The 25,365-nt window shown below is 65.6% G+C and carries 25 protein-coding genes and 1 riboswitch; of the genes, 16 read left to right on the plus strand and 9 right to left on the minus strand.

Annotated elements, in window-relative coordinates; translation table 11 throughout:
- Nucleotides 1-45: 45 nt before the first annotated feature.
- Entirely contained in the window at nucleotides 46-1,137 is a 1,092-nt protein-coding gene (locus tag QFZ69_RS00290; protein ID WP_306912900.1) for an IS630 family transposase, read from the minus strand.
- Nucleotides 1,138-1,309: 172 nt separating this feature from the next.
- Here QFZ69_RS00290 and QFZ69_RS00295 point away from each other — a divergent pair, with 172 nt between their 5' ends.
- The 3 genes from QFZ69_RS00295 to QFZ69_RS00305 all read left to right on the plus strand — a co-directional run bounded on the left by QFZ69_RS00295 (nucleotide 1,310) and on the right by QFZ69_RS00305 (nucleotide 2,969).
- The gene (locus QFZ69_RS00295; RefSeq protein WP_306914741.1) at nucleotides 1,310-1,474 is read left to right on the plus strand and encodes a hypothetical protein; all 165 of its coding nucleotides are present in this window, start codon (nucleotides 1,310-1,312) and stop codon (nucleotides 1,472-1,474) included.
- Nucleotides 1,475-2,039: 565 nt separating this feature from the next.
- Nucleotides 2,040-2,504, plus strand: coding sequence for a plasmid pRiA4b ORF-3 family protein (locus tag QFZ69_RS00300; protein WP_306914743.1), 465 nt, complete (start codon nucleotides 2,040-2,042; stop codon nucleotides 2,502-2,504).
- A gap of 9 nt (nucleotides 2,505-2,513) precedes the next feature.
- On the plus strand, nucleotides 2,514-2,969 hold the full coding sequence (locus QFZ69_RS00305; protein WP_306914744.1) for a nucleoside deaminase: 456 nt from the start codon (nucleotides 2,514-2,516) through the stop codon (nucleotides 2,967-2,969).
- 593 nt (nucleotides 2,970-3,562) lie between these two features.
- Here QFZ69_RS00305 and QFZ69_RS00310 read toward each other — a convergent pair.
- From QFZ69_RS00310 to QFZ69_RS00325, 4 genes are all read right to left on the minus strand, one after another.
- Complete coding sequence (locus tag QFZ69_RS00310) at nucleotides 3,563-4,912, minus strand: plasmid pRiA4b ORF-3 family protein (RefSeq protein ID WP_307000447.1); 1,350 nt, start codon at nucleotides 4,910-4,912, stop codon at nucleotides 3,563-3,565.
- 52 nt (nucleotides 4,913-4,964) lie between these two features.
- Nucleotides 4,965-6,074: a hypothetical protein gene (locus QFZ69_RS00315; RefSeq protein ID WP_306914749.1), complete on the minus strand. Its 1,110-nt coding sequence runs from the start codon at nucleotides 6,072-6,074 to the stop codon at nucleotides 4,965-4,967.
- Nucleotides 6,075-6,425: 351 nt separating this feature from the next.
- Nucleotides 6,426-6,776: a helix-turn-helix transcriptional regulator gene (locus QFZ69_RS00320; protein WP_306914750.1), complete on the minus strand. Its 351-nt coding sequence runs from the start codon at nucleotides 6,774-6,776 to the stop codon at nucleotides 6,426-6,428.
- A complete protein-coding gene (locus QFZ69_RS00325) occupies nucleotides 6,773-7,546 on the minus strand; it encodes a tyrosine-type recombinase/integrase (RefSeq protein ID WP_306914751.1) in 774 nt (257 codons plus the stop codon). Before QFZ69_RS00325 ends, QFZ69_RS00320 begins: the two co-directional genes overlap by 4 nt.
- Before the next feature lie 696 nt (nucleotides 7,547-8,242).
- Here QFZ69_RS00325 and QFZ69_RS00330 point away from each other — a divergent pair.
- The 7 genes from QFZ69_RS00330 to dcd all read left to right on the plus strand — a co-directional run bounded on the left by QFZ69_RS00330 (nucleotide 8,243) and on the right by dcd (nucleotide 14,826).
- Nucleotides 8,243-9,367 (plus strand): tyrosine-type recombinase/integrase, encoded by a 1,125-nt coding sequence (locus QFZ69_RS00330; protein WP_306914753.1) that lies wholly within the window; start codon nucleotides 8,243-8,245, stop codon nucleotides 9,365-9,367.
- Nucleotides 9,360-9,713 (plus strand): helix-turn-helix transcriptional regulator, encoded by a 354-nt coding sequence (locus QFZ69_RS00335; RefSeq protein WP_306914755.1) that lies wholly within the window; start codon nucleotides 9,360-9,362, stop codon nucleotides 9,711-9,713. The genes QFZ69_RS00330 and QFZ69_RS00335 overlap by 8 nt, the downstream gene beginning before the upstream one ends.
- Nucleotides 9,714-10,014: 301 nt before the next feature.
- The gene (locus QFZ69_RS00340) at nucleotides 10,015-11,208 is read left to right on the plus strand and encodes a hypothetical protein (protein WP_306914757.1); all 1,194 of its coding nucleotides are present in this window, start codon (nucleotides 10,015-10,017) and stop codon (nucleotides 11,206-11,208) included.
- Between the two features lie 664 nt (nucleotides 11,209-11,872).
- Nucleotides 11,873-12,640 (plus strand): hypothetical protein, encoded by a 768-nt coding sequence (locus tag QFZ69_RS00345; protein ID WP_306914759.1) that lies wholly within the window; start codon nucleotides 11,873-11,875, stop codon nucleotides 12,638-12,640.
- Nucleotides 12,641-13,195: 555 nt separating this feature from the next.
- On the plus strand, nucleotides 13,196-13,534 hold the full coding sequence (locus QFZ69_RS00350) for a hypothetical protein (RefSeq protein ID WP_306914762.1): 339 nt from the start codon (nucleotides 13,196-13,198) through the stop codon (nucleotides 13,532-13,534).
- 174 nt (nucleotides 13,535-13,708) lie between these two features.
- Nucleotides 13,709-14,155, plus strand: coding sequence for an SRPBCC family protein (locus QFZ69_RS00355; protein WP_306914764.1), 447 nt, complete (start codon nucleotides 13,709-13,711; stop codon nucleotides 14,153-14,155).
- 95 nt (nucleotides 14,156-14,250) lie between these two features.
- The gene (gene dcd, locus QFZ69_RS00360; RefSeq protein ID WP_306914766.1) at nucleotides 14,251-14,826 is read left to right on the plus strand and encodes a dCTP deaminase; all 576 of its coding nucleotides are present in this window, start codon (nucleotides 14,251-14,253) and stop codon (nucleotides 14,824-14,826) included.
- Nucleotides 14,827-14,886: 60 nt separating this feature from the next.
- Here dcd and QFZ69_RS00365 read toward each other — a convergent pair whose 3' ends face one another.
- The 3 genes from QFZ69_RS00365 to QFZ69_RS00375 are packed head-to-tail and all read right to left on the minus strand — an operon-like array spanning nucleotide 14,887 to nucleotide 18,010.
- Nucleotides 14,887-16,083, minus strand: coding sequence for a cation:proton antiporter (locus tag QFZ69_RS00365; RefSeq protein ID WP_306999842.1), 1,197 nt, complete (start codon nucleotides 16,081-16,083; stop codon nucleotides 14,887-14,889).
- Between the two features lie 5 nt (nucleotides 16,084-16,088).
- Nucleotides 16,089-16,571, minus strand: a complete 483-nt coding sequence (locus QFZ69_RS00370) for a cation:proton antiporter regulatory subunit (protein ID WP_306914768.1) — start codon at nucleotides 16,569-16,571, stop codon at nucleotides 16,089-16,091.
- A 38-nt stretch (nucleotides 16,572-16,609) separates the two neighbouring features.
- Entirely contained in the window at nucleotides 16,610-18,010 is a 1,401-nt protein-coding gene (locus QFZ69_RS00375) for an MFS transporter (RefSeq protein WP_306914769.1), read from the minus strand.
- Between the two features lie 127 nt (nucleotides 18,011-18,137).
- Here QFZ69_RS00375 and QFZ69_RS00380 point away from each other — a divergent pair, with 127 nt between their 5' ends.
- From QFZ69_RS00380 to mnhG, 6 genes are read left to right on the plus strand one after another with little or no spacing between them, the layout of a single operon-like run.
- Nucleotides 18,138-21,179, plus strand: coding sequence for a Na+/H+ antiporter subunit A (locus QFZ69_RS00380; RefSeq protein ID WP_306914771.1), 3,042 nt, complete (start codon nucleotides 18,138-18,140; stop codon nucleotides 21,177-21,179).
- Nucleotides 21,176-21,757, plus strand: a complete 582-nt coding sequence (locus tag QFZ69_RS00385; RefSeq protein WP_306914773.1) for a Na(+)/H(+) antiporter subunit C — start codon at nucleotides 21,176-21,178, stop codon at nucleotides 21,755-21,757. Before QFZ69_RS00380 ends, QFZ69_RS00385 begins: the two co-directional genes overlap by 4 nt.
- Nucleotides 21,754-23,412 (plus strand): Na+/H+ antiporter subunit D, encoded by a 1,659-nt coding sequence (locus QFZ69_RS00390; protein ID WP_306914774.1) that lies wholly within the window; start codon nucleotides 21,754-21,756, stop codon nucleotides 23,410-23,412. The genes QFZ69_RS00385 and QFZ69_RS00390 overlap by 4 nt, the downstream gene beginning before the upstream one ends.
- Nucleotides 23,409-23,954 carry a Na+/H+ antiporter subunit E gene (locus QFZ69_RS00395; protein WP_306914777.1) on the plus strand — a complete coding sequence of 182 codons (546 nt, stop codon included), beginning with the start codon at nucleotides 23,409-23,411 and terminating at the stop codon, nucleotides 23,952-23,954. The genes QFZ69_RS00390 and QFZ69_RS00395 overlap by 4 nt, the downstream gene beginning before the upstream one ends.
- Complete coding sequence (locus QFZ69_RS00400; RefSeq protein WP_306914778.1) at nucleotides 23,951-24,229, plus strand: monovalent cation/H+ antiporter complex subunit F; 279 nt, start codon at nucleotides 23,951-23,953, stop codon at nucleotides 24,227-24,229. The genes QFZ69_RS00395 and QFZ69_RS00400 overlap by 4 nt, the downstream gene beginning before the upstream one ends.
- Nucleotides 24,219-24,635: a monovalent cation/H(+) antiporter subunit G gene (mnhG, locus tag QFZ69_RS00405; RefSeq protein ID WP_306914780.1), complete on the plus strand. Its 417-nt coding sequence runs from the start codon at nucleotides 24,219-24,221 to the stop codon at nucleotides 24,633-24,635. The genes QFZ69_RS00400 and mnhG overlap by 11 nt, the downstream gene beginning before the upstream one ends.
- Before the next feature lie 83 nt (nucleotides 24,636-24,718).
- Here mnhG and QFZ69_RS00410 read toward each other — a convergent pair whose 3' ends face one another.
- Complete coding sequence (locus QFZ69_RS00410) at nucleotides 24,719-24,982, minus strand: DUF4235 domain-containing protein (protein ID WP_306914782.1); 264 nt, start codon at nucleotides 24,980-24,982, stop codon at nucleotides 24,719-24,721.
- A 197-nt stretch (nucleotides 24,983-25,179) separates the two neighbouring features.
- Nucleotides 25,180-25,318: riboswitch (TPP riboswitch) on the plus strand.
- Nucleotides 25,319-25,365 lie beyond the last annotated feature (47 nt).

Here is a 25,365-nt window from a genome sequence, read left to right on the forward strand (position 1 = left end):
CGAAGCGAATTTCAGGCGCAGGACACTAGGGGAAAGTGGGTGAAACTAGTGTCCTGCGCCTGAAATTCGCTTCAGAAGTCGCCCGAGGGATTCGAGGATCTGTTCCGCGGTCTTTGTCCAGGTGAAGGGTATGGGGTTGGTGTTCCATTCGCTGACCCATTTGCGGATGTCCGCTTCGAGGGCCTGGACGCTGCGGTGGTCACTGCGGCGCAGCAGGTCCTCGGTGACGAATCCGAAGAACCGCTCGACCTGGTTGAGCCAGGAGGAGTAGGTCGGGGTGAAATGCATGTGGAAACGCGGGTGATTCTCAAGCCATGTCTTCACGGTCGGGGTCTTGTGGGTCTGGTAGTTGTCGCAGATGAGATGGACGTCCAGGCCCTCGGGGACCTGGGTGTCGATCTTGGCCAGGAACTTCCTGAACTCGGCGGCCCGGTGCCTGCGGTGCAGGCTGGAGATCACTGACCCGTCCGCGGTGTTCAGGGCGGCGAACAGGGTGGTGGTCCCGTGCCGGACATAGTCGTGGGTCCGCTTCTCCGGCATGCCGGGCATCATGGGGAACGCAGGCTGGGACCGGGCCAGCGCCTGGACCTGGGACTTCTCGTCCACACTGAGCACGACCGCCGATTCCGGGGGATTCAGATAGAGACCGACCACGTCGTAGACCTTCTCGACGAACAAGGGATCGTTGGAGAGCTTGAAGCCGTCGGCGCGGTGGGGCTTGAGTTCGAAGGTCCGCCAGATCCGTCCGATCGTGGACTTCGAGAGCCCGGAGCGTTCGGCCATCTTCGCCCTCGACCAGTGCGTGGCGTTCGCCGGCGTGGATTCGAGCGTCGCAACGACCACGTCCTCGACCTGGTCGGCGGTGATCGAGGCCGGCCGTCCGGGCCTGGGATCGTCGACCAGTCCGTCCAGCCGGTGCTCCAGGAACCGGCGCCGCCACTTCGCCACAGTATGCGGCTCGACACCGCACCGGGCTGCGACAGCCACGTTCGTCAGACCCTCGGCGCTGGCCAGCACGATCCTCGACCGTGTCGCCAACGCCTGGGATGAGTTCCGTCTCCGGGCCCACCGCTCCAGCGTCCCGCGTTCTTCAGCCGACAGATCCAGCAAGGCCTTCGGCCGCCCGACATTCGCCATATCCTGATTTTATAATTACGAAGCGAATTTCAGGCGCAGGACACTAGGTGAATGTGGTGAAGTGGCTCGGTACGGCAGCGGTGTCGTGCCGGGCAAGTCCGTGCGCCGGGAGTGCCGAAGGGTAAGGCGGTAGCATCGGGGGCATGACTGGGAAGAGAACTATGTCGAGCACGTGCTGCAGGTCGGGGAGGGGCTTACGGGCCTGACCCTGAAGCAGTTAGGTTTCGAACCGCGCCTGGACGATCTGACGGAGGATCAGCGGAGCCGCCTGGACGCTGATGACCTCGAATGGGCCGGCTCAATCACCCCGGAGCGGCGCGACAGGAGCCTGTTCTAGGCAAAGCTCCTGGCCGGCGCCCTGTGGGAGGCCTCCGCCGTCCTGATCGACCAGCTTTTCGAGGATCTCGACGGTTTGAGGGAACCTTGACCGGGTTCGCCAGGACATCGCCAACACCTTCGTCCTGTCCGCTCTGCCACCCCGGCACGCCGACAAATACGACGTCCGGTTCGCCCAACAGTTTCTCATCATAGCTGCGGACATGACCGGGGCGCTGGTCGGCGGCTGGACGCGTCCTTCCTGCGTCCCAGGAGCTGGCGCTCCGCTGCCTTTTTGACCAGGTCGAAGTCATACAGGACCTGTAAAACCTCGATCTTGCAGACAACTGGCGGGGCCTGCTTGAACAACACCTGCTCGAAGACACGGACAGCGAGTTGCGCTGCCAGAACGCCATGGACGGTTTCGAAGGCGACATCGAACTGAACATGCAACTGGGCCTTACCCCAATGAAAATCAGGACTGGTTCGAGCCCTTCAACGACGCCTGCCTCCCGCCCTACGTGCGCTGAAGCACGGGATAGCTCCCCGTTCTGAGTACGGTGGCGGACCCTGAAAGAATGGGCTGCATGGACAAACTTGAGGCCGGCAACCGGGTTCGCCCGGAGATCCTGGAGGTTCGCGTGGAACTGGTCCACAGCGAGCCTGACATATGGCGTCAGTTCAAGATCCGTGGCTCCATGGCACTGGATCAGGTACACCAGGTCCTGCAGGCCGCCTTTGGCTGGGAGGACGCGCACCTGCACAGGTTCACATCAGATGATCCGTTCGGGCCGCTGCGGCCGGTTGATGGAGAGGTTCCGGAAGACCTGCAGTGGCTTCCCGGGCAGGAGTGCGAAGAACCGGCGGACAGGCCTGAGGAGGATTGTTCCCTTGATCGGCTGCTCGCGCTGGGTTCAGGTGCGGCGTTCTACGAGTACGACTTTGGTGACAGCTGGCTTCACCGGCTCGAGCTGGTTTCCCGCCGGCCCGCGGACGAAGACACTCCGCCGGCCCGATTGATCGACGGCGCCAGGCGCGGCGCGCCAATTTAGACTGCATCCATGACCGAAACTGAACGAACCACCACGGACCCGGTTTTCGAAGCTGCCTACGAAGCCGCACAAAAGAGTCTCCGAGAGGGCGGCATCCCGATCGGCGCTGCCTTGGCCCGCGGCGGGGAAGTGATTGCCAGCGGCCACAACGAGCGTGTCCAGCATGGTGATCCAATCGCCCACGGCGAGATGTCTGCGCTGCGGGCTGCCGGACGCCAGAAGAGCTACCGGGACACGACCCTCTACACCACCCTGGCGCCGTGTGCGATGTGTACCGGTACCATCATCCAGTTCAAGATTCCGCGCGTGGTGGTGGGCGAGGCCGAGACGTTCCCCGGCGAATTCGATCTTCTGCGCTCCCGTGGCGTCGAAGTAGCGGTGTTGAATGATGCCCGATGCGTCGAGATGATGCGCACCTTCCAGGCCGAACACCCTGAACTGTGGGCGGAGGACATCGCCGAGTAATCAACGGCACAAAGAAGCAACGGTGAAATGGGTCACGACCATGCCAAAGCCATCGTGTGCCGCGAAATCATGCGCCTGTCGCCTGGCGGTCCAGTGCCGCAGGCGTTCTTCTCCCTCGTTTGCCACCTGCCACGCATACTTTCCAGCCGCTGCTCCGGTCTGTAGGTAGGAGAAGTTGCTCTGGTTCTCCTCTGAGGTTTGTCCCGTCTCAGTAAAGTTGGCAACGGCGACGTGGGGTTCTGCCAAGTTGACTGAGACAGATCCTGTCGCCGGCGTCTCATTTGAATTGGCAATTCCGTATGCATCTCGGCGGCCGCGAGGTGCGACTGGTCAGGTAGCGCAAGGCCAGTCCGCCAGTCGCGTTGCCAAGTGGTGGTGAGACAGAGCTTGGCCGGTCGTACATGGCCATGTCTATTGAGAATTCTTGCCAACATAACTGAGATCGGACAAGGTTCCAGCCGAAGTAATAGTTAACTATTGCTTTACTGGTGAGCCGGCGTATTCGGAACCTGCGAATACGCCGGCTTGAATTGCTCGACTTAGCCTCGGAGAACGTGGGTCGCCGCGGGTCGGTGATTTGCTGGTTGGCGTGGTTATGAATGAAGTGCTGCGCGGGCGAAGGCTTGCCCTGGCGCTTTGACGGTGTTTGCTTTGAGCCCGACGCGGTCGTCGAAGATGCCGAGGTTCAGCAGGACGTCTTGGGCGTCGACGAGGAGTGCTTGGACGGTTTTCGGTTCCAGTGCGGCTCCGGTGCGGGTGCTCCAGCCGAGTGCGCCGAGCCCGAAGGCGACGGCTTCAAGGTAGTCGGCCCATTCGGTTCGTTTCCCTGCGGCGACCTCGAGGAGGAACAGCAGGACCGCGTCGCGCTCGGAGTCGTGACGGTGCCGGTGGGCAAGGGCTCGGGCGAGGAAAAGCCATAGGCCTGCGGGGTCATCGAGCAGCCGCTTGGTGGCGGATGTGAGGACGAGCCTGCCTTTGATTTTGCGGATCAGTCCGAGGCGCTGGGCGCTTTCGCGCAGCTGGAGAACGGGCAGGGTCTGGTCTTCGCGGTTGGCTTTGCCGATCCAGTCTTTGGCCCAGCCGAGTTCGGTCATTGCCTCGCGGACCACGGCCGGCGGCAGCCAGCCGGCAGCGGTGAGGGAAATGCCGTCGGGCCCGATGCGGCGGGCGAGCCAGAGGTAAGGGGCGGTCATTGATTCAGCGATGTCCCTGTCCACCTGTGTGGGGCGGTCGAGACCTGCTGAGGCGGCGTAGGAACGGAACTCGCGGCGTATTCCCGGGGGCAGCCGGTGCGTGAGCTCCCGGATCAGTGGCTGGCTGGCGGGTCCGGGTTCGTTGACGGTTGCGCCGGGGAACAGCAGGGCGAGCTCGTTGTTCACCGCATTGATATCCAATTGTTCCGGGTCGAATTCCTGCCATGGTCCGGCTGTCCAGGCGACCCATGCCTTCAGGTCCCGGTGATTGTCGTGGCCGGGGTCTGCGAGGGCGTCGAGCAGGTCGTGGTAGCCGCCGATGCCACCGGAATCTTCCAGCGGTGCCCGCCGTGCCCCGTCCAGGAGCCGTGCCCTCGGAGCGTTGGCCGGGGCGGGGAGGTTGCCTGTGAGTTCGAGGCGGTGGATCCACCCGTCGCCGAAGTCATATTCATAGAACAGGGGACCTGATTCGGGGGTGAGGATCTGGCCCAAGGCCCAGTCCGCCTCCGGGAGGTCCTCGTCGCTGTCCTCCAGCAGGTCCTGGGAGACCCACCGCCGAGGCTCCTGTAACTTCCCGTTGACGGGCCGCAGCCGCTTGTAGGGGTCGGTGTCGGTGAAGGAGTGCAGATGCGAATCCCGCCAGCCGACGGCCGTTTGGATGACGTCGTGGATCCTGTCCAGGGTAAGGGAAGGGTCGACCTCGAGGAGCCGCCAGATAGCCGGTTCGCTGCCTTCGATCGACACTCTCATCCGCAGCTGTGTCGGCCTATCATCTCCGTCAAACGCCTGTTTCGTCACAGCACTATCCTGCCAGTCGTCTTGGGGAGCGCCCCGTGCATTGTGGCAGCTGGCCGTGAGCTATCGCCGGTAAGAGGCGTAGGTGGTCCAGGTGTTGCCGGCTTGTTTGGCGTGTTGTTCGGTGATTTGGGGGCTGTAGCCAAGCGCCTGGGCGGCAACCGGTGGGGGCATGGTGAGCACGAGCGCGCGGAGCGTGGCGTTCCTGGCGCCCAGGAGGTGGATGCCGCTTTCGCGGAGCTTCTTCATGAGATGGCCGGGATGAAGATGTTGGCCGGTGCGGTAGCCGGGAAAGAGCCACGCCGAGGTGCTCTTGAAGGATGTTGTCAAAGGGATGGGGGACAGGGACCGGTCGGTCATCGAAGACGACGACGGTTTCGCCGTCGCCGTCGCGGCTGATTTGCTCACATCGCATGCTGGCAATGCGTGTCAGCGGCTGGACGTAGAGAAGAAGCAGGACCGCTGCGGCCCGGTGGTGGAGCGGAATATCCCGGTTCTCGAGGGTTTCCCGGAGCAGCCGGAGCCGTTCGTTCTGGTCCAGGACGGGCCGGGTTTCAGCTTTGCGGTAGGGGAATTCGACGCGGGGAAGATGCTGGTTCCGGACGGCCCAGCGCACGAAGGTCCTGGCCGTGCTCCGCGTTGTCGGTCCCGTCGCGAGCCAGTGGTCGATGTCCGACTGTCGGCATTGGGAGGGCAGTTTCCCTCGTTCTGAGAGATGCCGGAGGAAGTCCCGGGCTACGGAGATGTCTTGTTTGGCTGCCCGGGCGGTGCCCCAGTGCAGTTCTCCGGCGGCGGAGAGTCGGCGCATCCGGCGCAGGTGGTGCCAGGTGGCGAACTGTTTGATGAGGGCGTGGTGGTCCGGGTCCGTGAGCTCGGCCAGGAACCGGTCCAGCCAGGTCTCGAAGTGCAGCAGGTTCCGGTCGATCGGCTCCAGCAGTCCGTGCTCGATGAAGAGTTCCCGCAGGTGCATGGCGGTGCGCGGTGACCGGTGGTCATCGAAGGTGGCGTGGGCCAGCGGCCGGGCGCCGGTGGCGATGGAGGACAGCAGATCGCGGACGTCCGGGTTGCGCAGCCAGGTCAGTGCTGCGGGGATGGGGCTGAGAGCAGATCCCTTCATGCAGGGGCTTGAGCGGTTCAGCTATGGTCCCGGTGTCGTCGTCGAGGAGTTCCGAAAGGTGGTCGCGCAGGCAGCAGCGGGCGCAGCGCCGGGCCCGGTAGGGTTCTTCCTCCGCTGAACATTGGGCGCAGTGGAAGTCGGCCGGGATGCCGGCGCAGTCGACGCAGACCGGGGAGCCCGTTCCGTCCAGGCCCGGCAGTAGCCGGTCGGTGCCGCGGCCCGGACAGGTCCCATGGGTCCGGGCAGCGCGCTGGTAACAGAGCCGGCAGACCCGCCCTTCTGGCCATTTCGCCCCGAGCCTGGCGGCCGGTTTCCGGCAGCGGGCGCAGAACTTCTCGTTTGGGGTAAGTATCACTCGACGGGACGGACGCGGGCGCGTTTGGGCCGGATCGTCGTGTTCAGGTCAACCACTTTCGGGCCGTTCGATGCAGGCCCGTTCACGGTGTTTTTCCGCCGCTGGGCTGTGGCAACGGCGCGGAAGTGGCACAAATCCTCGACCGTGCAGTCGAGGGCATCGCAGAGGGCGCCGAGCAGAGTCATGGACATGCGTTCGGGTTTCTGTCCCACGAGCCGGTAGATCTGCGAAGGGGAGAGTTCGATGCCGCGTTCGACGAGCAGGGGGATGAGGTCGGAGATGTTGAACAGTCCGCGTGCGGCCATGATTTCGCGAAGCCGCCAGGAGTATTCGATGTGCTTTTTCATGGTGTCTTCCTCTGGTTGGTGCCGGTGGCTTCTGCGGCAATCTTGGTCATGGCCGCCCGCAGGGTGCGGGTGCGGTAATCGGAGGAGACACCGGTGTAGAGGGCGGTGGTGGAGGAATGTTCGTGTCCGACCTGTTGCTGGACGAACAGGGCGTCGTAGCCGTCCTCGACTAGGTGGGTGACGTAGGAGCGGCGCAGGGAATGGAAATCAATACCGTCCGCGAGCCCGAGCCCGGTCCGCAGCAGCGTGAATTCCCTGGTCAGTGCGTCGGCGCTGACCCGGCCGCTGCGCTCGGTCGGCCAAAGGGACGCCTGGTCCTCACCGGTTCCGGCCGGCCGGACCTCCTCGATCCATTGCCTCAGGCAGTCCACGGCCCAGCCGGTGTGGGGGACCGTCAGGACGCTGCGGCGCTTGGGAGGGCAGCCGCGCATCGCCTTGCCATGCCGGACGTAAAGAACGCCGTATCCGCCGAACTCGGGCGCGTGCGGGTTGGTCCCGAAGTCGGGCAGTTCGAGCATGCGCACCTCGTTGCGCCGCAGGCCCCAGGCGTAGGCGACTTTGATCGCCGTCGCGATACGGAAGGCCGAGATCCAGCCTTTGCGCCACTGCTTGCGGGCGTGGTCGACCCGGTCATCGGCATAGTCGAACAGGTCCTGGAGCTCGTCCCGGGTCAGCGGCCGTTTGCGCGGGCGGGCGGAGGCTTCCTGGACATGCGCGGCGGTGCTCCACTCGTGGCAGACCTGCACGGGGTGGGTGCCGAACCGCTCCATGCGAACTCATCGACATCGCCCACGGTCCAGGACCACGGATCCTCACCGGTAAACGAGCGGAAACGCTGGATGACCTGCTCACGGCGGGCGATCGTCGTGAAGGCAAGGTTCCGGCTCAGCTGCTGATTGCGCCAACCGTCCAGCATCGCCTGGAACACCTGCTCGGCAGGGTTGAACAACGCCACATCCCGGGCGATTTGCTGCCCGGCCGTTCCCGCCGGTCCTCGCTGCCTGGTCACATCTTGTCCTCGCATAACACGCGATACTTTCGCATATTCTGCGAGACAATGGCAAAACGGCCTGTAACTGCAGGGAATTTCATTCGCGCAGCACGCCACGTCTGGGTGATTTAGCTCCGGTAATATGTTTCCGTTCGACCTCTCATGAGCCGAAAACATAATGATCCCGGGGGTGTGGCCGGTTATCGGCGGGGCAGCGGTATCGAACTCCGTCGAATTCGCACCAGATGCGATTCGCCGGGTTCTGGCTTACATAAGGTCCTTATCGGCGCACAAAGTACGGGAGTAGAAGTGGATGCGAGAACTGCCGTCTCCTGAAGAACCGGACGTTTTCGCAGGTCAGAGGCAGTTCTGCATTCCTTGGTCATCCGGACGCGCCATCCGGATTTGATCCGCTGCGGCTGAACGCTATAGGTTTCCGGCATCTAATGCATGTTTCCATGGTTTAGGGGTTGCAGTGAATGGTGCCGTTCCGGGATTCGTTCCGCGGATGCTCAGGGATCCGGATGTTGGCCTGTTCAGGGCCGACGAACGGGCGTTCACGGCCATGCTGGATGGCTGGCGTGCGCAGATGCTTGCCCGGGGACTGACAACGCAAACGATCGAGAAGCGCTGCCAGGTGTTGACCCGGTTTCAGGGGTTTACTGGTGAGTTTCCCTGGCACTGGCGGCCGGCGGACGTCGAGGACTTCCTGGCCAAGCTGCGCTCCGGGGAGAAACCGATTAGTCTGGCCACCTTGCGCTCCTACAGCAATGCCGTGGCGATGTTCTGCGCCTACCTGACGCACCCGGGCTATGGATGGGGTGAGTTCTGCGAACGCACTTTCGGCGATATCCCGACTCAGATCTGCTTCGAGTGGAACACGCCCAGGCACACGGCCGACGACGCGGTCCCGGCCAGGCGGCGGGCGTTCACCAAGGCGGAACTGCAACGGATTTTCGACCATATCGACGATCTTGTCGACCATGAATATGCTGCCGGGAGCAAGCGGTGGTTGCCCCTGTTCCGCGACTCGGTTGCCTTCAAGGTCTGCTACGCCTACGGGCTTCGCCGGCGTGAGATGACCATGCTCGATCTGGAGGATTTCGGCCCCAATCCCCACGTCAGCGACTATGGACGGTTCGGCGCCGTCCAGGTCCGTTGGGCCAAAGGCACCGCAGGTTCCGGACCCAGGCGGCGCACCGTTCTGACCGTCCCCGAGTTCGACTGGGTCGTCGAGCAACTGCGGACCTGGACAACCGGCGGGATGCGGGCGCGGTTCCCGACGGCAGACAGGTCCTCAGCCCTCTGGCCAAGCGAACGGGGCGCCCGGATGACACTGGGCGGTTTCGGGGACGCCTTCGCGGCGGCACGCGACGCAGTGGGACTGCCCAAGGACCTCGGGCTGCACTGCCTCAGGCACTCCTACGTAACCCACCTGATCGAGGCCGGCTACGACCCGGCGTTCGTCCAGACCCAGGTCGGCCATTCCTATTCCTCCACGACCGGGCTCTACACCTCGGTATCGTCGGACTTCAAGCAGAAGACCGTGCAGAAAATGATCGCCCACCGCCTCGCCAACCAGGAGGACCCTGATGCCTGAACAACGCCGCATCGGCTATCGCTGGAACCTGCGCGCCCTCATGGCCAAACGCAACCTCTGGAAGACCACCGAACTGATGCCCCTGCTGAGATCCCGCGGAATCAACCTCTCCGAGAGCCAGGTCTACCGGCTGGTCACAGCCACGCCCGAACGCATCCCGGCCAGGACGTTCGCAGCCCTCTGCGACATCCTGGACTGCACGCCGAATGACCTGTTTGAACCCTTCGTTGAGATGCGTGCCGCGTCCACAGCAAACGCCCCGCAGCGCAGCGAAGACCTCGGAATCCAACCGGGAAACCCGATCGCCAAGCGCATCCGCCTCGTCGCACCCGGGAACGGTGAGTAGGCCACGCAAAGCAGAGGACCCGATCCGCTGGCCGGTCCCCTGCGCCCGCTGCGGCCAGCACCATCAGACCGTCGCCCGATGGCCCGACGGCGGAGTCTGCGGCTACTGCTACCAGCAAGCCAAACGCACCGCCGGCACCTGCGCCTGCGGACACGTTGGAGTCCTCCCCGGCCTCATCGATAACCAATCCGCGTGCCGTCGATGCTCAGGCATCCGACTCAACGTCGACTGCCGGACCTGCGGAGCCGAAGACGAACTTCACAGCGGCGGCAGCTGCTGGACCTGCGTCCTCGGCGCAGCGGTGGATGACCTCCTCACCGACCCGGCCACGGGATCCATCGCCAACGAGCTGATCCCGCTGGCGGCAGCGCTGAAGTCGATGAAACGGGCCAACAGCGGCCTGACCTGGATCCGCCAAAAGCACGTCACCGCGTTCCTCCGCAACCTCGCGGCCGCACCCGAGATCACCCATGAAACTTTCGACGAACTGCCCGAGTCACGCACCCGCGAATACGTCCGCGGACTCCTCACCGAACACGGCGTACTCCCCCGACGCGACGAACTCCGGATCCGTTACGAAAACTGGGCGGCCGAAGCAATCAAACGCGTCAGCGACCCGCAGAACCTTGACGTTTTCCGCCGCTACATCCGCTGGCACCACCAACGACGGATGAACCACATGGACGAAGTCACCCGCGGCACCTTCCTCCGCGCCAAACAGGAAGTCACCGTGGCCATCGACCTCCTCAACTGGCTCACCGGCCACGACATCAAACTGCCCGAGCTGCAGCAATCCCACCTCGATGTATGGCAGGCCGAGGGGCCAACAACCCGGCGCATCGCCGAGCGCTTCATCAAATGGGCCATCAAAACCAAAGCCGCTCCTGCAGGTCTCGCCATCCTCCCGCACCGCCGCGGCACCAGCCAAAGACTCGCCAAACCAGGACAGGATCAAGCACTCAAACGAATCATCCACGCCGACGAATTCGAAGCACGTGACAGGGCCGCCGCGATCCTCATCCTCGTCTTCGGCCAACAGGCTGAAAACATCGCACGACTAACCTGGACCGACCTGACCATCACCGAAGAACTGGTCACCATCCAGCTCGGGACAACCCGCATCGCACTGCCGGATCCGCTCGCCCAGCCATGGCGCGAACTCGCCGCAAACCCAGGACATAGCCAGACCGCCTCCCATCCCAACAGCAAGTGGGTATTCCGCGGAATCTCGCCCGGGCGTCACATCCACCCCGGACACCTCACAGTACGCCTCGGCCGGCTGTTCAGTACCGGGCCGCACGGCTCGGAACCCTCCACGAACTCACCAAACTCGCACCCGTGGCCATCATCGCCGAGACCCTGGGCTATTCGCCTACGACCATCGAAAGCCACGCGACCGATTCGGCCGCCGCTTACGCCCAGTACGTCGCCGCAGCACGCGAACAGCACACGCGCGATAGCTGACTGCCCGAGACTCCCCGGTTGCCTTCTCTGACCAGGGGCCGGAGGCTTGGGGCCGCTGCCACCAGCAGGGACCCCCGGACCCGGCCCGACTCGAACGGGCAGCCACCCTCTCCATCCTGGGTACGGTCATCCGGAGCTGTCGCACCTTGAGCGAGATCGAATCCATTGACTCACACCCCACGTGCTCGATGCGGGCCGACGGCTTCCATTCCTGCCGCCTACGATTGGGGCGCCCAGGCAGGGTGAGCCCTACTCCCGGCCCATGAATACCCGTGCATGCCAGTTTGCCGTGGAAGGGGATGGGAGTCCTGTGCCGCCACCAGTGACACAGGCGGGTTCGGCAGAAAATTAAGGGCAATGAGCAAAGCCGCACGCATTGCAGCGATAGAAGCTGTCTCCGACGAACTAGCTATCCTCGCCTCAGTTCCGCGATTTTCTTCGCAGGCGCTCTCTTTGATCAGCTAAACCGTCAGTCGGCGCCGCCGTTGCCGGGCGGCGGCCCGGACTCCGGGAGCTCACTGAAGCGGTCCGTGCTGACGTTGCCGGTTGACTATGGCACGACCTACCTCGTGCTGGTAACAGTGCCGTGGACCGGCATCTTCCGGCCGTTGTACGCGGCCTTGGCGCTCATTCATTGCCTGTTCTGCGCAGCCTACCTAACCAAGTTCTACCGTACCCTGGCGAGGATGGACTGAATGGGCCGGCTCAGCCGGTACGTTGCCATCGGGGACCAGGCGGTATCGAGCATTTCCAACTTCGTGGCAGTGGCCATCACGGCCAACGTTGCGACCGCCGGGCAATTTGGCCAGTTCTCCCTGGGCTACGCCGGTTTGCTCCTCTTTCTCGGCGCCCAGCGCGCGCTCATCGGAGAGACACTGCTGGTCAAGTACTCCGGGGCGGGCAAACTGGATGCCACAGTGAGGAGGGCCGTCCTTGGCGCCAGCGTGCTGGCATCCGCAGCGGCCCTGCCATTGTTGCTGGCCGGCGCCATCCTGACCGACGAATCGTCCCGCCTCCTCTGGCTCGTGATCGCCGCGAGCCTGCCGTTTGTGCTCGTACAGGACACGCTCAGATACCTGTTCATCTGCGCGGACCGCCCATCGCGCGCTCTGCTGATCGACGGCGTGTGGGCCGTCCTGTCCATCGCTTCGATGGCGCTGGTCGCGCTGAACGACGGGACAGTGTGGGCCGTCGTGCTCTGTTGGGGTGGCGGTGCAGCTGCGGCACTGGTTTTGCGCCTCGTCCTTGGCCGGACGCTGCCGTCGCCCCGCGGCGGCACGCGCTGGCTGAGCGCAAACCGGAACCCCGGCCTGCGCTATCTTGGCGAGTTCTCGGCCCTCAACGCGTCCACCTTTGTCGTACTGTACTTACTCGCGATCCCCTTGGGAGCTGCGGGTGTCGGCGCGTTGCGCGCCGCACAATTGCTCTTCTCGCCGCTTAATACCGCCTTTCTCCGCGATTAAGATGGCTGTCATTCCTGAACTGGTGCGTTCCAGGGGAACCGGAGCGTTCCGGATCCGGCTCATTGAAACGTTCGTCGTGGTGGCAGCCTTGGCAGGCTTCTGGGGCGGCGTGGTGATGTTCCTGCCGGCCTCCGTGGGAGCCCTCCTGCTCGGTGACACGTGGCAGTCGGCATCCGAACTCCGGTTGCCATACTTCCTGCAATACGTGGCGATGGTGCCCTGCACGGTCCTGCTCGCCTACTACCGGTCAGCCCAGGCGGACCGGCTGTCGACGCTTATGCGCGCGGCTCTGGTCCGGGCTGACCCTCGTGTTGCCGCTTGCTCTGGCCTATGCGGGAGGGACCCCGGCATCGGCATGGGCATTCACCCTAGCGGTTGCGGCGGCCACGATCGTCGGAGGGATTGCCACACTGCTGTCCATGTCGAAGTCCCGGACGGAAGCATCGCACCGGTTCGATCCGGCCGATGCCGAGGTGTGGCCGGCTGCCGGCCAACGATGAGTGCCGGAACTGAACAAATTAACCGGGGTGCCGGGCGTCCCACGCCGCGGACTAAGTGATCATCATCGATTCTCCGCCGGTCCTCCCGGTCGCGGACGCCAGTGTCCTGACCCGAAGCACAGACAGTGTGCTGCTGGTGGTCGGCACGAAGAAGGTCAGCCAGCACAGCTTGTCCAAGGCCATCGACCAGCTGAACTTTGTGGACGCCAACATCCTGGGCGTAGTTCAGAACAGGATTCCCCGGCGAGGCCCCGACGCGAATACGGCTTACATTGCCGGGTATGGCGCCACTCATACCGAGAGCCGTCCCACCGCGCCGCCCAAGCACGACGACGACGGGTCCTTCCGGCCCGCGCACGTCCGCCGGGGCAAGTTTGTGAGCGTGGAAACGTGATGGATCCTGCACTGCCGGACGGGAAGGAGACCGCGGCCAGGGGCGGATAACTCTTCGGTAAAGGCCCGCCGCGCGACGGTGCCGGGCGGGCCGCTGTGTCTATCCTGAAAGGGTTAGCTGCAGTCTCGGGGGAAGCGGGCTACGCCGTCAACTGTCCGCCGAACAAGGATTTCCGTGGCATTCGCAGAGTACGACGTCCTCATCCAGCGCGACGCAATGAGTGTTTACAACTTCCTCGCGGACCCCCGGAATCTGCCGCGCTGGCGAGTCGGCATCCGCAGCATTGAACTGCAGTCCGGCGCTGAGGGGGCCAAGGGTGCCGTCTACCGGCAGTTCCTCACCGGCCCGGGGGGACGCGCGGTGGCCGGGGATTTCGAGATCATCGAAGCGCGGCCGGGGGCGGAGATCCAGTATCAGGTCATCGTCGGCCAGGCCCGACCGCGGGGTGGCTACTACCTGAGCACCGAAGGCGAGCGCACGCGGGTCCGCTTTGCGCTGGAGTGCGAGCCGAAGGGGATCCTGGCGCGGTTCACGAGCCCGTTCCGGCGGGCGATGAAAGCGGAAGTCTGCCAGCTGGAACGGCTCAAGACGGTGCTGGAAGACATGCCGCACTCGGAATAGACGCTCCCGGCGGGGTAGCAGGCGAGGCCGGAGCCGGAGGGCGTAATACAGGCCTCCGGGGAGCCGGCCTGGATGGAGTGCGGTATTTTTGATCTGTGCTGATCTCAGACCGCGACATTCGTGCCGAAGTAGACTCCCAGCGGATAGTGCTGGAGCCGTTCGACCCTGCCATGGTTCAGCCATCGTCGGTGGACGTCCGGATCGATAGGTTTTTCCGGCTCTTCGACAATCACAAGTACGCCCACATCGATCCGGCCGAGGATCAGCCCGAGCTGACCCGTCTCGTCGAGGTGGAGTCCGGCGAGCCGTTCATCCTGCACCCGGGGGAGTTCGTCCTGGGCTCCACCTACGAGACCGTGACCCTGCCGGACGACATCGCCGCCCGGCTGGAGGGCAAATCCTCGCTGGGCCGGTTGGGATTGCTCACGCATTCCACCGCAGGCTTTATTGATCCGGGTTTCTCGGGCCATGTCACGCTGGAGCTGTCCAATATGGCTACGCTGCCCATCAAACTGTGGCCGGGCATGAAGATCGGCCAGCTGTGCTTCTTCCGGCTCAGCTCCGCCGCCGAGCACCCCTACGGCTCTGGCAAGTACGGCAACCGGTACCAGGGCCAGCGCGGCCCCACGGCGAGCCGCAGCCACCTGAATTTCCACCGCACGGAGATCTGACCCGCAGCTTCGCCCGGGCCGGCGGATGGCAGGCGCCCGCCGCGCTCTGGCTGCCGGCCGCTAGACTCCGCCGGCCGTGCGTACAGCCGGCGGACTGGCCGGGCGGCGCAGCATCGCAACTACAGGTTCCACGTACCTGGCTGCGAGCGGGCCGGTGATGGCCATAATCAGCACGTAGGCAGTGGCGAGGGCCGCGAGCTCCTGCGGGACCACGCCGGAGGCGACGGCCAGGCCTGCTATGACTATCGAGAACTCGCCGCGCGCGATCAGCGCGGCGCCTGCGCGGAAGCGGCCCGGCACCCCGATCCCGGCCCGTCTGGCGGCCCAGATTCCGGTGAGCATCTTGGTCGCCGCCGTCACGAATGCCAGCAGGAGGGCCCAGCCCAGGACCGGCGGAATGGTCGAGGGATCAGTGTTGAGGCCGAACACCACGAAGAAAATGGCCGCGAAGAGGTCCCGCAGCGGCTCCAGGATGCGCGTCGCGCTGTGCGCGGTGGCGCCGGAAATGGCGATCCCCAGCATGAAGGCTCCCACGGCTGCGGACACCTGCATGGCGGCGGCGAGCCCGGCCACAAGCAGGGCGGCGCCGAGCAGGTTGAGCAGGAAGACTTCGGAGTTTTCGCTGTGCACCGCCTTGGACACATGATGCCCGTGCCGCAGGGCCACGAGCAGGACCACCGTGACGACCGCGAGCGAGATACCCACCGTCTGCAGCCCGGTGACAAAGCTGACACCAGCCAGGGTGGCCGTCAGGACCGGCAGATAGACGGCCATGGCGAGATCCTCGAACACCAGGATGGAGAGCACCACCGGCGTCTCCCGGTTACCGATCCGGCCCAGGTCCGTGATCACCTTGGCGGCGATTCCCGAGGACGAGATGTACGTGACACCGCCCATCACCATCGCCCCCACCAGACCCCAGCCGAGCAGGACGGCCAATGCGGCGCCGGGCAGGAAGTTCAGGACCAGGTCCAGGACGCCAGCCTGCCACGACCGCCGCAGGCCCGTGACGAGCTCACCCGCCGTGTATTCCAGTCCGAGCATAAGCAGGAGCAGGATCACGCCGATCTCGCTGGAGAGGTGGGCGAACTCCTGCATCCCTTCGAGTTTGACGAGGCCGCCGGATCCGAAGAACAGCCCGCCCACGAGATAGAACGGGATGGGTGACATTCCGATCCGCCCGGCCAGCCTCGCCAGCAGGCCGAGGCAAAAGACGACGGCCCCGAGTTCGATCAGGGTCAGTGCGAGCGGATCCATGCCGTTTATCCGTTGCGCAGGATGCTGGCCGCTGTATCCAGTCCTTCTTGCGTTCCCACCGCAACGAGCAGGTCACCGGGATGCAGAACGACGTCGGGACCCGGGGAAGGGACGACCTCGCCTTCCCGCATGATGGCCACGATCGACACGCCGCTGCGGGTCCGGATGCAGGCCTTGCCCATCGGCTGGTTGACGAACGGGGAGTCGGGGGCGATGGAGAACTGTCGCGTGACGATGCCCGGGATCTCCCGGTGCTCTTCGGAAAGTTGCATGGCAAGGCGCTGCCCGCCCAGGAGGTTGCCCAGCGCGGCGGCTTCCTCGGCCGTCAGCGGGATGGACGCCTGGCAGGTGTCCGGGTCGTCCCACGTCGAGACGATCAGCTCGGTCTGGCCCTCGCGGTACTCAACGACGCCGATCCGGCGTCCCGATGCGGTCATGAAGTCCTTGCGCCGGCCGAGACCGGGGAGGTCTGTCTCATCCACGTTCATGCTCCCAGCCTAGTGCGCGGCAGGGGTTTGAGGCAGCTTCAGGCGGCGGGGACCACGGCGATTTCCGATTTGCCCGGCGGCCTGACCGGCAGCAACGCCAGCAGGCCGGCCAGCAGCACCACCATGATGCCGAGGATGCCCCAGCGCTGGGCTTCTCCGGGTGCCACGAGCGGGGCGGCGACGGCGATGCACAGGGTAAACAGTGCGGGGGCGAGGAAGCTGACGGCACGGCCGGTGGTGGCGTACAGGCCGAACAGTTCCCCGGACTCGCCGTACGGGGCGAGCCGTGCGAGGTAGGCACGAGCGGCGGACTGCGCGGGTCCCACGAACAGGCTCAGGAACAGCCCGAATACCCAGAAGGTCGTGGTGCCGGCCCAGGCCATGCCGAAGACGACGTAGTTTCCGTCGCCAAGGATGAGGATCATGGTGCCCGCGATCAGGAGACCGATCAGGGAGCCGATGATGACGGCTTTCGGCCCCACCCTGTCGTCGAGGAAACCACCGATGATGGCGCCCACGGCAGCGACGACGTTACCGAAGATCGCGAAGACTATGACCTCCCTTAGCTCGAAGCCGAAGGTTCCGGCGGCAATGATCCCGCCAAAGGTGAACACTGCAGCCAGCCCGTCACGGAAGACGGCGCTCGCCAGCAGGAAGTAGATCGTGTGCGGGCTGGTCTTGTAGATCGCCCTGATGCGCCGGATCAGCAGGCCGTAGGATGCCAGGAAGCCCAGGCCGGTGCCCTGCCTGGTCCTTGGCACTTCCGGCACGGCGAATAGCACCGGGATCGCGAAAATCACCAGCCACAGGGCCGAGAACACCGCGACGAGGCGGATGTTCAAACCTTCCCCGGTGGATGCCCCGAACCAATCAAAACCGGGCTGGACAAACAGCTGCAACACGATCAGCAGTGCCACGATCCCGCCGAGGTACCCCATGCCCCAGCCGAAGCCGCTGACCTTGCCGATGTTCTTCGGGGTGGAGATCTGGGCCAGCATGGCGTTGTAGTTCACGCCGGCGAACTCGAAGAACACATTCCCGAGTGCAATGAGCGTCACGCCAAGCAGGAGAAACTCCGGCCGCGGCAAAACAAAGAAGCACAGTCCGGTCAGGAGCGCGACGGCGGCCGTGTTGACTCCCAGCCACAGCTTGCGCCGGCCGCCGGTGTCCGAGCGCTGCCCGGTGACCGGGGCCAGCAGGGCAATGGCGGCGCCTGCGATGGCCAGCGCGCCGCCGAGGACCGCCGAAGTCTGGTCTTCCCCGCCGAAGGGGCTGGAGGTCAGGTAGACGGTGAAGACGAAGGTGGTCATGACGGCGTTGAAGGCTGCCGATCCCCAGTCCCACGCCGCCCATGCGAGGACCCGTCCCCTGGAAACCCCGCTTCCGGATTCCAGTTCCGAGGCAGGATGAATGGCCTCGGGGGCAGCAGCGGAGTTCATAGCCGAAATAGTATCTGCCCCTGAAAAAGAATTTGTCCCCGCTTGGTAAACTGGCCGCACCGAACCCAACGAATACCCGCCAGCTCCAACTCTTGACCATCGAATGCCTGACGTTGCGGAGTTACCAGTGATCACAGTCCTTGCCGTGCACTTTGCGGTGGCTGCCGTGGCGCCGTTTCTCTTTCGGAAGTTCGGCCGGAACTCGTTCTACGCCCTCGCGGCGGTGCCGGCGGCGTCGTTCATCTGGCTGATCCTGCAGCACGGCGCCGTCTATTCGGACGCTGGTGCTGGCTCTCCGCACCCCGGAACGGCCGAGGTGTTGCCATGGATACCGGGGCTGCAGCTGGAGCTCGCCTTCCGCATGGACGCCCTGGCCTGGGTGATGTCCCTGCTGATTCTGGGTGTCGGCGCCCTGGTGCTCATCTACTGCGCCCGGTATTTCAAGCCCACGGATGACTACCTAGGCGGCTTCGGCGCGCAGCTGCTGGCCTTCGCCGGTGCCATGTTCGGGCTCGTCACGGCGGACGATCTGCTCCTGATGTTCATCTTCTGGGAACTGACGACTGTCCTGTCGTATCTGCTGATCGGCTATGCACGGACCCGGCTGTCCGCACGCCGCTCGGCTTTGCAGGCCCTGATCGTGACCACCGCCGGCGGGCTGGCGATGCTCGTGGGCCTGATCATGCTGGGCTTCAGCGCCGGTACCTACCGGATCTCAGGCATCCTGGAGCAGGCTCCGGCGCTGGCTACGGGCCCCGCCGGGGCCACGGTGGGCGCCGCCGTCGTACTCATTCTGATCGGTGCCATCACCAAGTCAGCCCTCGTCCCCTTCCATTTCTGGCTTCCGGGCGCCATGGCAGCCCCGACGCCGGTCAGCGCGTACCTGCACGCCGCCGCCATGGTGAAAGCCGGTATCTACCTCGTGGCACGGCTTGCCCCGGGGTTCGCGGAAGCGACCTTCTGGCTGCCCCTGGTGCTAGGCCTGGGCCTGGCCACCATGCTGGTCGGAGGGTACCGCGCCCTGCGCCAGACGGACATCAAGCTCATCCTCGCCTACGGCACCGTCAGCCAGCTCGGCTTCCTGACCATGGTCGTAGGGCTGGGCACACCCGACGCCGCCCTCGCCGGCCTGGCGCTGCTACTGGCGCACGGGCTCTTCAAGGCGACACTCTTCCTGGTGGTGGGCATCATTGACCACCAGGCCGGAACCCGCGACATCCGGAAGCTCTCCGGCGTCTACGGCTCCGCCCGGGGGCTGGCCATCGTGGCCGCTATCGGAGCGGCGTCCATGGCCGGCTTTCCGCCGCTCGCCGGGTTCGTGGCGAAGGAGTCCGTTTTCGAGGCTTTCGTCCGCTACGGCACCGATCCCGCCGCGGGGCCGTGGGGTCCGGTGCTCCTGGCCGGCCTGGTGCTCGGCTCCATTCTGACCTTCGCCTACAGTGCCCGCTTCATGTGGGGCGCCTTCGCGGTGAAGCCCGGCGTCGAGACTACGCCGTTCAAACCGATTAAGCCGGCATTCCTCGCGGCCCCGGCCGTGCTGAGCCTGCTGACCATCGTCTACGGCGTATGGCCGGACTCCGTGGACGGCTGGATCCAGCCCTACGCCGCCCTCTTCGCAGACCGTTCGGCCGACGGCGGATCCGCAGCTGGCGCCGCGGGCCACCTGGCGCTGTGGCACGGCTTCACGCCCGCGCTGGGTCTGACCGCCCTCACCTTCGTCCTCGGCCTGGCCATGTTCTACGCCCGCGATGCCGTGGCCCGTCTCCAGAGCCTGGTCCCCGGCTGGATCGACGGTGACCGCGGCTACCAGCTGGTGATCGGGGCCCTCGACGATACCGCCGTCTGGGTCACCGGCCGGACGCAGCGTGGATCCTTGTATTTCTACCTCTCCGTCATCCTGACCGTGGCGTTCGTCCTCCCGCTCACTGCGCTGCTCGCGGCGCGGAAGCCGCTGCCCGAGGACCTGTACTTCATTGATCCGAACTCCCCGCTGCAGCTGGTGGTCGGTGCCGGCATCGTGATCGGGGCCCTCGCCGCGGTGCGCGCCAACAAGCGCTTCCTCGCCGTGCTGATGGTCTCCGTCACGGGCTATGGCATCGCCCTGATGTTCGCGTTGCAGGGCGCCCCGGACCTGGCCCTGACCCAGATGCTGGTGGAAACCATCATCCTGGTGGCGTTTGTCCTGGCCATGCGGAGCCTGCCCGCCGAGCTGCGGGACCGCACGGGCGGCAGATACCGGGTGGTGCGGGTCATCATCGGCGTCGCGTTCGGGGTCACGATGGTCTACGCCGCGATCTATGCCCTGGGCGCCCGCGTGGCCAGCCCGGTCTCGCTCGAGTTCCCGGGGCTGGCCTACGAGGGCGGCGGCGGGCTGAACATCGTCAACGTCACGCTTGTGGACATCCGCGCGTGGGACACCTTCGGTGAGATCTCCGTGCTCGCCCTGGCGGCCACCGGGGTAGCCAGCCTCATCTTCGTCCGCGGCCGCGGGGACGGCATCCGGGCGTCCTCCAGCGTCGCCGAAGGAACCGTGGGCCGCCACCGCGGGGCACGCGGCAACACCCGGGATGACGCCGCCCTGGCCATGAGCCGGCGCTTTGCCGCCTCAAGCCGAGACGCCTGGCTCGTCGCGGGACGGACCCTGGCGCCGGAACGGCGCTCGATCATCTTCGAAGTTGTCACCCGGCTGGTCTTCCACACCATGATCGTGTTCTCGGTCTACCTGCTCCTGGCCGGCCACAACCTTCCCGGCGGAGGCTTCGCCGGCGGGCTCACCGCCGGCCTGGCCCTCACCATGCGCTACCTCGCCGGCGGCCGCTTCGAGCTGCGCGAGGCCACGCCGGTCAGCGCCGGCGCCCTGCTCGGCATCGGCCTCGCCACGGCGGCTGCCTCCGGGGTCACGCCCCTGCTGCTCGGCGGCCAGGTGTTCCAGAGCGCCATCATCGAACTCTGGCTGCCGGTCTTCGGGGACATCAAATTCGTCACCTCGACCCTCTTCGACATTGGCGTCTACATCGTCGTCGTCGGGCTGGTGCTGGACGTGCTGCGCAGCCTCGGTGCGGAAATCGATGAACACTTCGAAGAAGCTCCGGGAGCGCCATCCGGCGACCAGGAAACCGGCAGGGTCCCCGCCGAAGCCACCGGCTCCGCCGCCAGGAGGCAAGCATGAGCGTCAACCTGACCCTGCTGACTGTGATGGGGGCCCTGTACGCCTGCGGCATCTACCTGATCCTGGAACGCAGCCTCACCCGGGTGCTCCTGGGCCTGATGCTGCTGGCGAACGCGACCAACCTCCTGATCCTCGCCACCGGCGGCTACGCCGGGCTCGCTCCGCTGTTCAACAAGGACACCAACCCGGGGAACTACAACGACCCGCTGCCGCAGGCACTGATCCTGACCTCGATCGTGATCTCCTTCGCGGTCACCGCGTTCATGCTTGGCATCATTTACCGCACCTGGCTGCTGGCCCGCCAGGACGAGATCCAGGACGACGTCGAAGACCGCCGCGTCGCCGAGACCCCCAGCTTCGACGCCGAGGATGACGCCGTGATCCCGGTGGAGACCTCGGAATTCCCGCTCACCATGATCGGATCGGACGGTGGTGGGATCTCCGACATGCAGGCCGCGAGGACCGCCGCCACCGTCAAGGTTGCCGACCGCAAGCTCAACGCCGAAAGTGTCGCCGCGGAAGAACAGCCCGGCTCGCCCAGGGTGGCCCCACCGGGCCCGGAAGGAGGCGGACGGTGAACCTCGCCAGTTTCGCCCCGCTCGCCGTCGTACTTCCCATCCTCGGCGCCGCCCTGACCTTCCTGCTGATCCGGCACACCCGGGCCCAGCGGGCGGTCAGCATCGCGCTGCTCTCCCTGACGCTGCTGCTGGAATGCCTGCTGCTCGCCTCCGTCTGGCACGGCGGCACCGCCGCGGTCAATATCGGTGGCTGGCTGCCGCCCTGGGGCATCGTGATGGTGGTGGACCAGTTCTCCTCGCTGATGCTCGTGGTCTCCTCCACGGTGAGCCTCGCGGTGCTGGTCTACGCCACCGGGCAGGGTATGGCCGACGGAGACCAGGACGCGCCCGTCTCGATCTTCCACCCGACCTACCTGATCCTGGTGGCCGGGGTATCCAACGCCTTTCTCTCCGGGGACCTGTTCAACCTCTACGTGGGCTTCGAGATCCTGCTGACCGCCAGCTACGTGCTCATGACCCTGGGCGGAACCGGGCCGCGGATCCGGGCCGGGGTGACCTACGTCGTGGTCTCGGTGGTGTCCTCCGTGCTCTTCCTGATCGCGATAGCGATGGTCTATGGCGCCACCGGCACCATCAACATGGCAGACCTCGCCATCAAGCTCGCGGACCTGGACCCGGGCACCCGGAACCTGCTGCACGTCATGCTGCTCGTGGCCTTCGGCATCAAGGCCGCCGTGTTCCCGCTGTCCTTCTGGCTTCCGGACTCCTACCCGACGGCGCCGGCACCCGTCACGGCGGTGTTCGCCGGGCTGCTGACCAAGGTAGGCGTCTACGCGATGGTCCGCACCGAGACTCTGCTCTTCCCCGGGGACACCCTCAACACGCCGCTGATGGTCGCGGCGTTACTGACCATGGTGGTGGGAATTCTGGGCGCCCTGGCCCAGAGCGACATCAAGCGGCTGCTGTCCTTCACCCTGGTCAGCCATATCGGCTACATGGTCTTCGGGCTCGCGATGTCCTCCGTGGCCGGCCTCGGCGCAGCCGTCTTCTACGTGGCCCACCACATCACCATCCAGACGAGCCTGTTCCTGGTCACCGGCCTGATCGAACGCAGGGGCGGAAGTTCTTCCATGGACCGCGTCGCGGGCCTGGCCAAGCTCTCCCCGCTCCTGGCCGTGCTGTTCTTCATTCCGGCCATGAACCTGGCGGGAATCCCGCCGTTCTCCGGCTTCCTCGGCAAGCTCGGGCTGCTGCAGGCCGGTGTCGAGCTGGGCACCCCGCTGGCCTACGCCCTGGTGATCGGGGGAGTGCTGACCAGTCTGCTGACCCTGCTGGCGATCGCGAGGGTCTGGAACCGGGCGTTCTGGCGGAAACCCGAGGACGCCGAACATCCCGACCCGGTGCTGCTGGCTTCCCCCGAGGATTCGGCCACCGGTGACCGGGGCGGCAAGACCAACGTCACCCTGTTGCCGCGGACCATGGTGGGCTCCACGCTGGGGCTGGTTGCCTTCGGCGTGGCGCTGACGGTGTTCGCCGGCCCGCTGTTCCGGGTTGCGGACCAGTCCGCCGGGGAGATGCTGGACCGTGCCGGCTACATCCACGCGGTCCTCGGCGGGGATGCGCCGGTTCCGGCCCTGGCCCAACCTGCGCAGCCGCAGCCTGCCCTGCCGCAGCCGGACCAGCCGCAGCCAGCCCTGCAGGGAGGGCAGAAATGAGCCGCAAACGGATCTCCCTGCGCCAGGAACTCCCGCTGTTGGTCTGGCTTGTGATTGTCTGGGGTGCCCTCTGGCAGGACTTCAGCCCGGGCAACCTGCTTTTCGGCGCCCTGATCGCAGTCGTGGTGGCCAGGTTGTTCTACCTGCCGCCGGTGGAGCTGGGCGGGCGATTCAACGTACTGCGTGCCGTCCCCTTTGCCCTGACCTTCCTGGTCAAGGTCGTGGCGGCGAGCTTCCAGGTGATGTATCTCGCTGTGGCCAAGGGGCCAAAGGTGATCAGCGCCGTCGTCGCTGTCCCGCTGCGAAGCCATTCGGACCTGCTGGTGACCGCGACCGGGCACGTGCTTTCGCTGATTCCGGGCTCGCTGGTAGTGGAGGTGGACAGATCAACGTCCACGCTCTACATCCACGGCATCAACGTCCGCAACCCCGAGGACGCCGCCAGGCTCCGCAAGGAGGTCCGGGACACCGAGGCCGGGCTGATCCGGATCATGGGCACCAGGGACGAACTGTCCGCACTCAAGCAGGAGGTGGGCGCATGATGCAGCTCGTCCTGACCGTGACCGCCGTCGTGCTGTCCCTGGCCGCCGCCGGTGCCATCATCCGGATTGCGAGGGGCCCGTCGCTGCTGGACCGGGTGCTGGCCGCCGACGTGCTGCTGGCCATCCTGGGCGCCGCACTGTGCATCGACATGGCGCTGAACCGGCACCTCAACAACCTCATGCTGCTCGTGGCGGTATCCATCATCGGGTTCATCGGTTCGGTCACCGTTGCCCGGTTCGTCGCCGACCGGCGGGAGCAAGCCCGTGAATCCTGAAACATTCTCCGGCGATACGGTGATCGACGCCGTCTCGGCGGTGTTCATGGTGGTGGGAGCCCTGATGTCCCTCGGCGCGGCAATCGGCCTGCTGCGGTTCCCCGATCTCATGAGCAGGATGCACGCGGCGACGAAGCCGCAAGTGCTGGGGCTGTTCCTGCTGCTCTGCGCCGTGGGACTCCAGCTGCGCACCTGGTGGGTCTGGCCCGTCCTGATCGTCGCCTGGATCTTCCAGCTGCTCACCGTTCCGGTGTCCGCCCATATGGTGGGCCGGGCCGGTTACCGCACCAGGCACCTCCACCGGGAGCTGCTGAGCGCAGATGAGCTTGAGGCCGTGGTGCAGCAGGCGGCGGGCGCGAGCGGATTCCCGGACGACAGCGACGGCCAGACGGGCCGCCGCCGGTAAGGGTGCCGGCAAGGGGTACCGGTAAGCGCCGCCGGTAAGGGGTGCCGGTACAGGTGCTGCCCGGGGTGGCCTGCCTTGTCTGCCTAGACGATGTCCTGCGACTTGGCGAAGCGGGTGATGGCGCGCTGGGTGCCGCGGTTGGCGAGGACCTGGATGATGGCGCTGACCGAGGCGGAGATCAGCGCGAATGTCAGGGCCGAGCGCAGCGTGGTGGGGATGTCATCATCGTGGCCCTTGGGCGGCTTGTTGCCGGTGGACTTTTCCCAGACGGTGTCGACGATCTTGGTGCCGACGAACCCGGCGAGCAGGCTGATGCCGGTGCCGAGCAGCTTGATGAAGATGTTCATTCTTCGGACTCCTTCGGGGAGGGAACGGGGCTTCCCCCAGCCTAGCGTCCCGGCCCTGACCGGAGGGACCCGACGGTTCGGACCCCGCCTGATGGCCCGGCGGGTGCGGCCGGGGCGTGATCCGGCGGGAATGTGACGGCCGCCAACGGAAACCCGGCCGGCCGGGTGTAAACTGGCAGCGCCCACAAGGGTGATCTTAAAAACGACAGGGGAGCGCCGCCGTCGGCAGCTGGAGGAATCCAGGGACCATCGGTGGGCGCTGAGAGTGCGGACAGCCGCAGACCCTCGAACCTGATCCGGTTAGTACCGGCGCAAGGGAGTCGAGTTCTCAGAGTGCCCGGCGGGGCGGCGGAAGCCGCGGCCGGCCGGTGCACTCTCCCCTC

This window comes from Arthrobacter sp. V1I7, assembly GCF_030817015.1.
Taxonomy (GTDB): domain Bacteria; phylum Actinomycetota; class Actinomycetes; order Actinomycetales; family Micrococcaceae; genus Arthrobacter.

What these genes read in the sequence shown, in the direction of transcription:
- QFZ69_RS00290 (WP_306912900.1), bottom strand. Translation starts at nt 1,137, where the DNA reads ATGGCGAATGTCGGGCGGCCGAAGGCCTTGCTGGATCTGTCGGCTGAA.
- QFZ69_RS00300 (WP_306914743.1), top strand. Translation starts at nt 2,040, where the DNA reads ATGGACAAACTTGAGGCCGGCAACCGGGTTCGCCCGGAGATCCTGGAG.
- QFZ69_RS00305 (WP_306914744.1), top strand. Translation starts at nt 2,514, where the DNA reads ATGACCGAAACTGAACGAACCACCACGGACCCGGTTTTCGAAGCTGCC.
- QFZ69_RS00310 (WP_307000447.1), bottom strand. Translation starts at nt 4,912, where the DNA reads ATGAGAGTGTCGATCGAAGGCAGCGAACCGGCTATCTGGCGGCTCCTC.
- QFZ69_RS00315 (WP_306914749.1), bottom strand. Translation starts at nt 6,074, where the DNA reads ATGAAGGGATCTGCTCTCAGCCCCATCCCCGCAGCACTGACCTGGCTG.
- QFZ69_RS00320 (WP_306914750.1), bottom strand. Translation starts at nt 6,776, where the DNA reads ATGAAAAAGCACATCGAATACTCCTGGCGGCTTCGCGAAATCATGGCC.
- QFZ69_RS00325 (WP_306914751.1), bottom strand. Translation starts at nt 7,546, where the DNA reads ATGGAGCGGTTCGGCACCCACCCCGTGCAGGTCTGCCACGAGTGGAGC.
- QFZ69_RS00335 (WP_306914755.1), top strand. Translation starts at nt 9,360, where the DNA reads ATGCCTGAACAACGCCGCATCGGCTATCGCTGGAACCTGCGCGCCCTC.
- QFZ69_RS00345 (WP_306914759.1), top strand. Translation starts at nt 11,873, where the DNA reads ATGGGCCGGCTCAGCCGGTACGTTGCCATCGGGGACCAGGCGGTATCG.
- QFZ69_RS00365 (WP_306999842.1), bottom strand. Translation starts at nt 16,083, where the DNA reads ATGGATCCGCTCGCACTGACCCTGATCGAACTCGGGGCCGTCGTCTTT.
- QFZ69_RS00370 (WP_306914768.1), bottom strand. Translation starts at nt 16,571, where the DNA reads ATGAACGTGGATGAGACAGACCTCCCCGGTCTCGGCCGGCGCAAGGAC.
- QFZ69_RS00375 (WP_306914769.1), bottom strand. Translation starts at nt 18,010, where the DNA reads ATGAACTCCGCTGCTGCCCCCGAGGCCATTCATCCTGCCTCGGAACTG.
- QFZ69_RS00385 (WP_306914773.1), top strand. Translation starts at nt 21,176, where the DNA reads ATGAGCGTCAACCTGACCCTGCTGACTGTGATGGGGGCCCTGTACGCC.
- QFZ69_RS00395 (WP_306914777.1), top strand. Translation starts at nt 23,409, where the DNA reads ATGAGCCGCAAACGGATCTCCCTGCGCCAGGAACTCCCGCTGTTGGTC.
- QFZ69_RS00400 (WP_306914778.1), top strand. Translation starts at nt 23,951, where the DNA reads ATGATGCAGCTCGTCCTGACCGTGACCGCCGTCGTGCTGTCCCTGGCC.
- QFZ69_RS00410 (WP_306914782.1), bottom strand. Translation starts at nt 24,982, where the DNA reads ATGAACATCTTCATCAAGCTGCTCGGCACCGGCATCAGCCTGCTCGCC.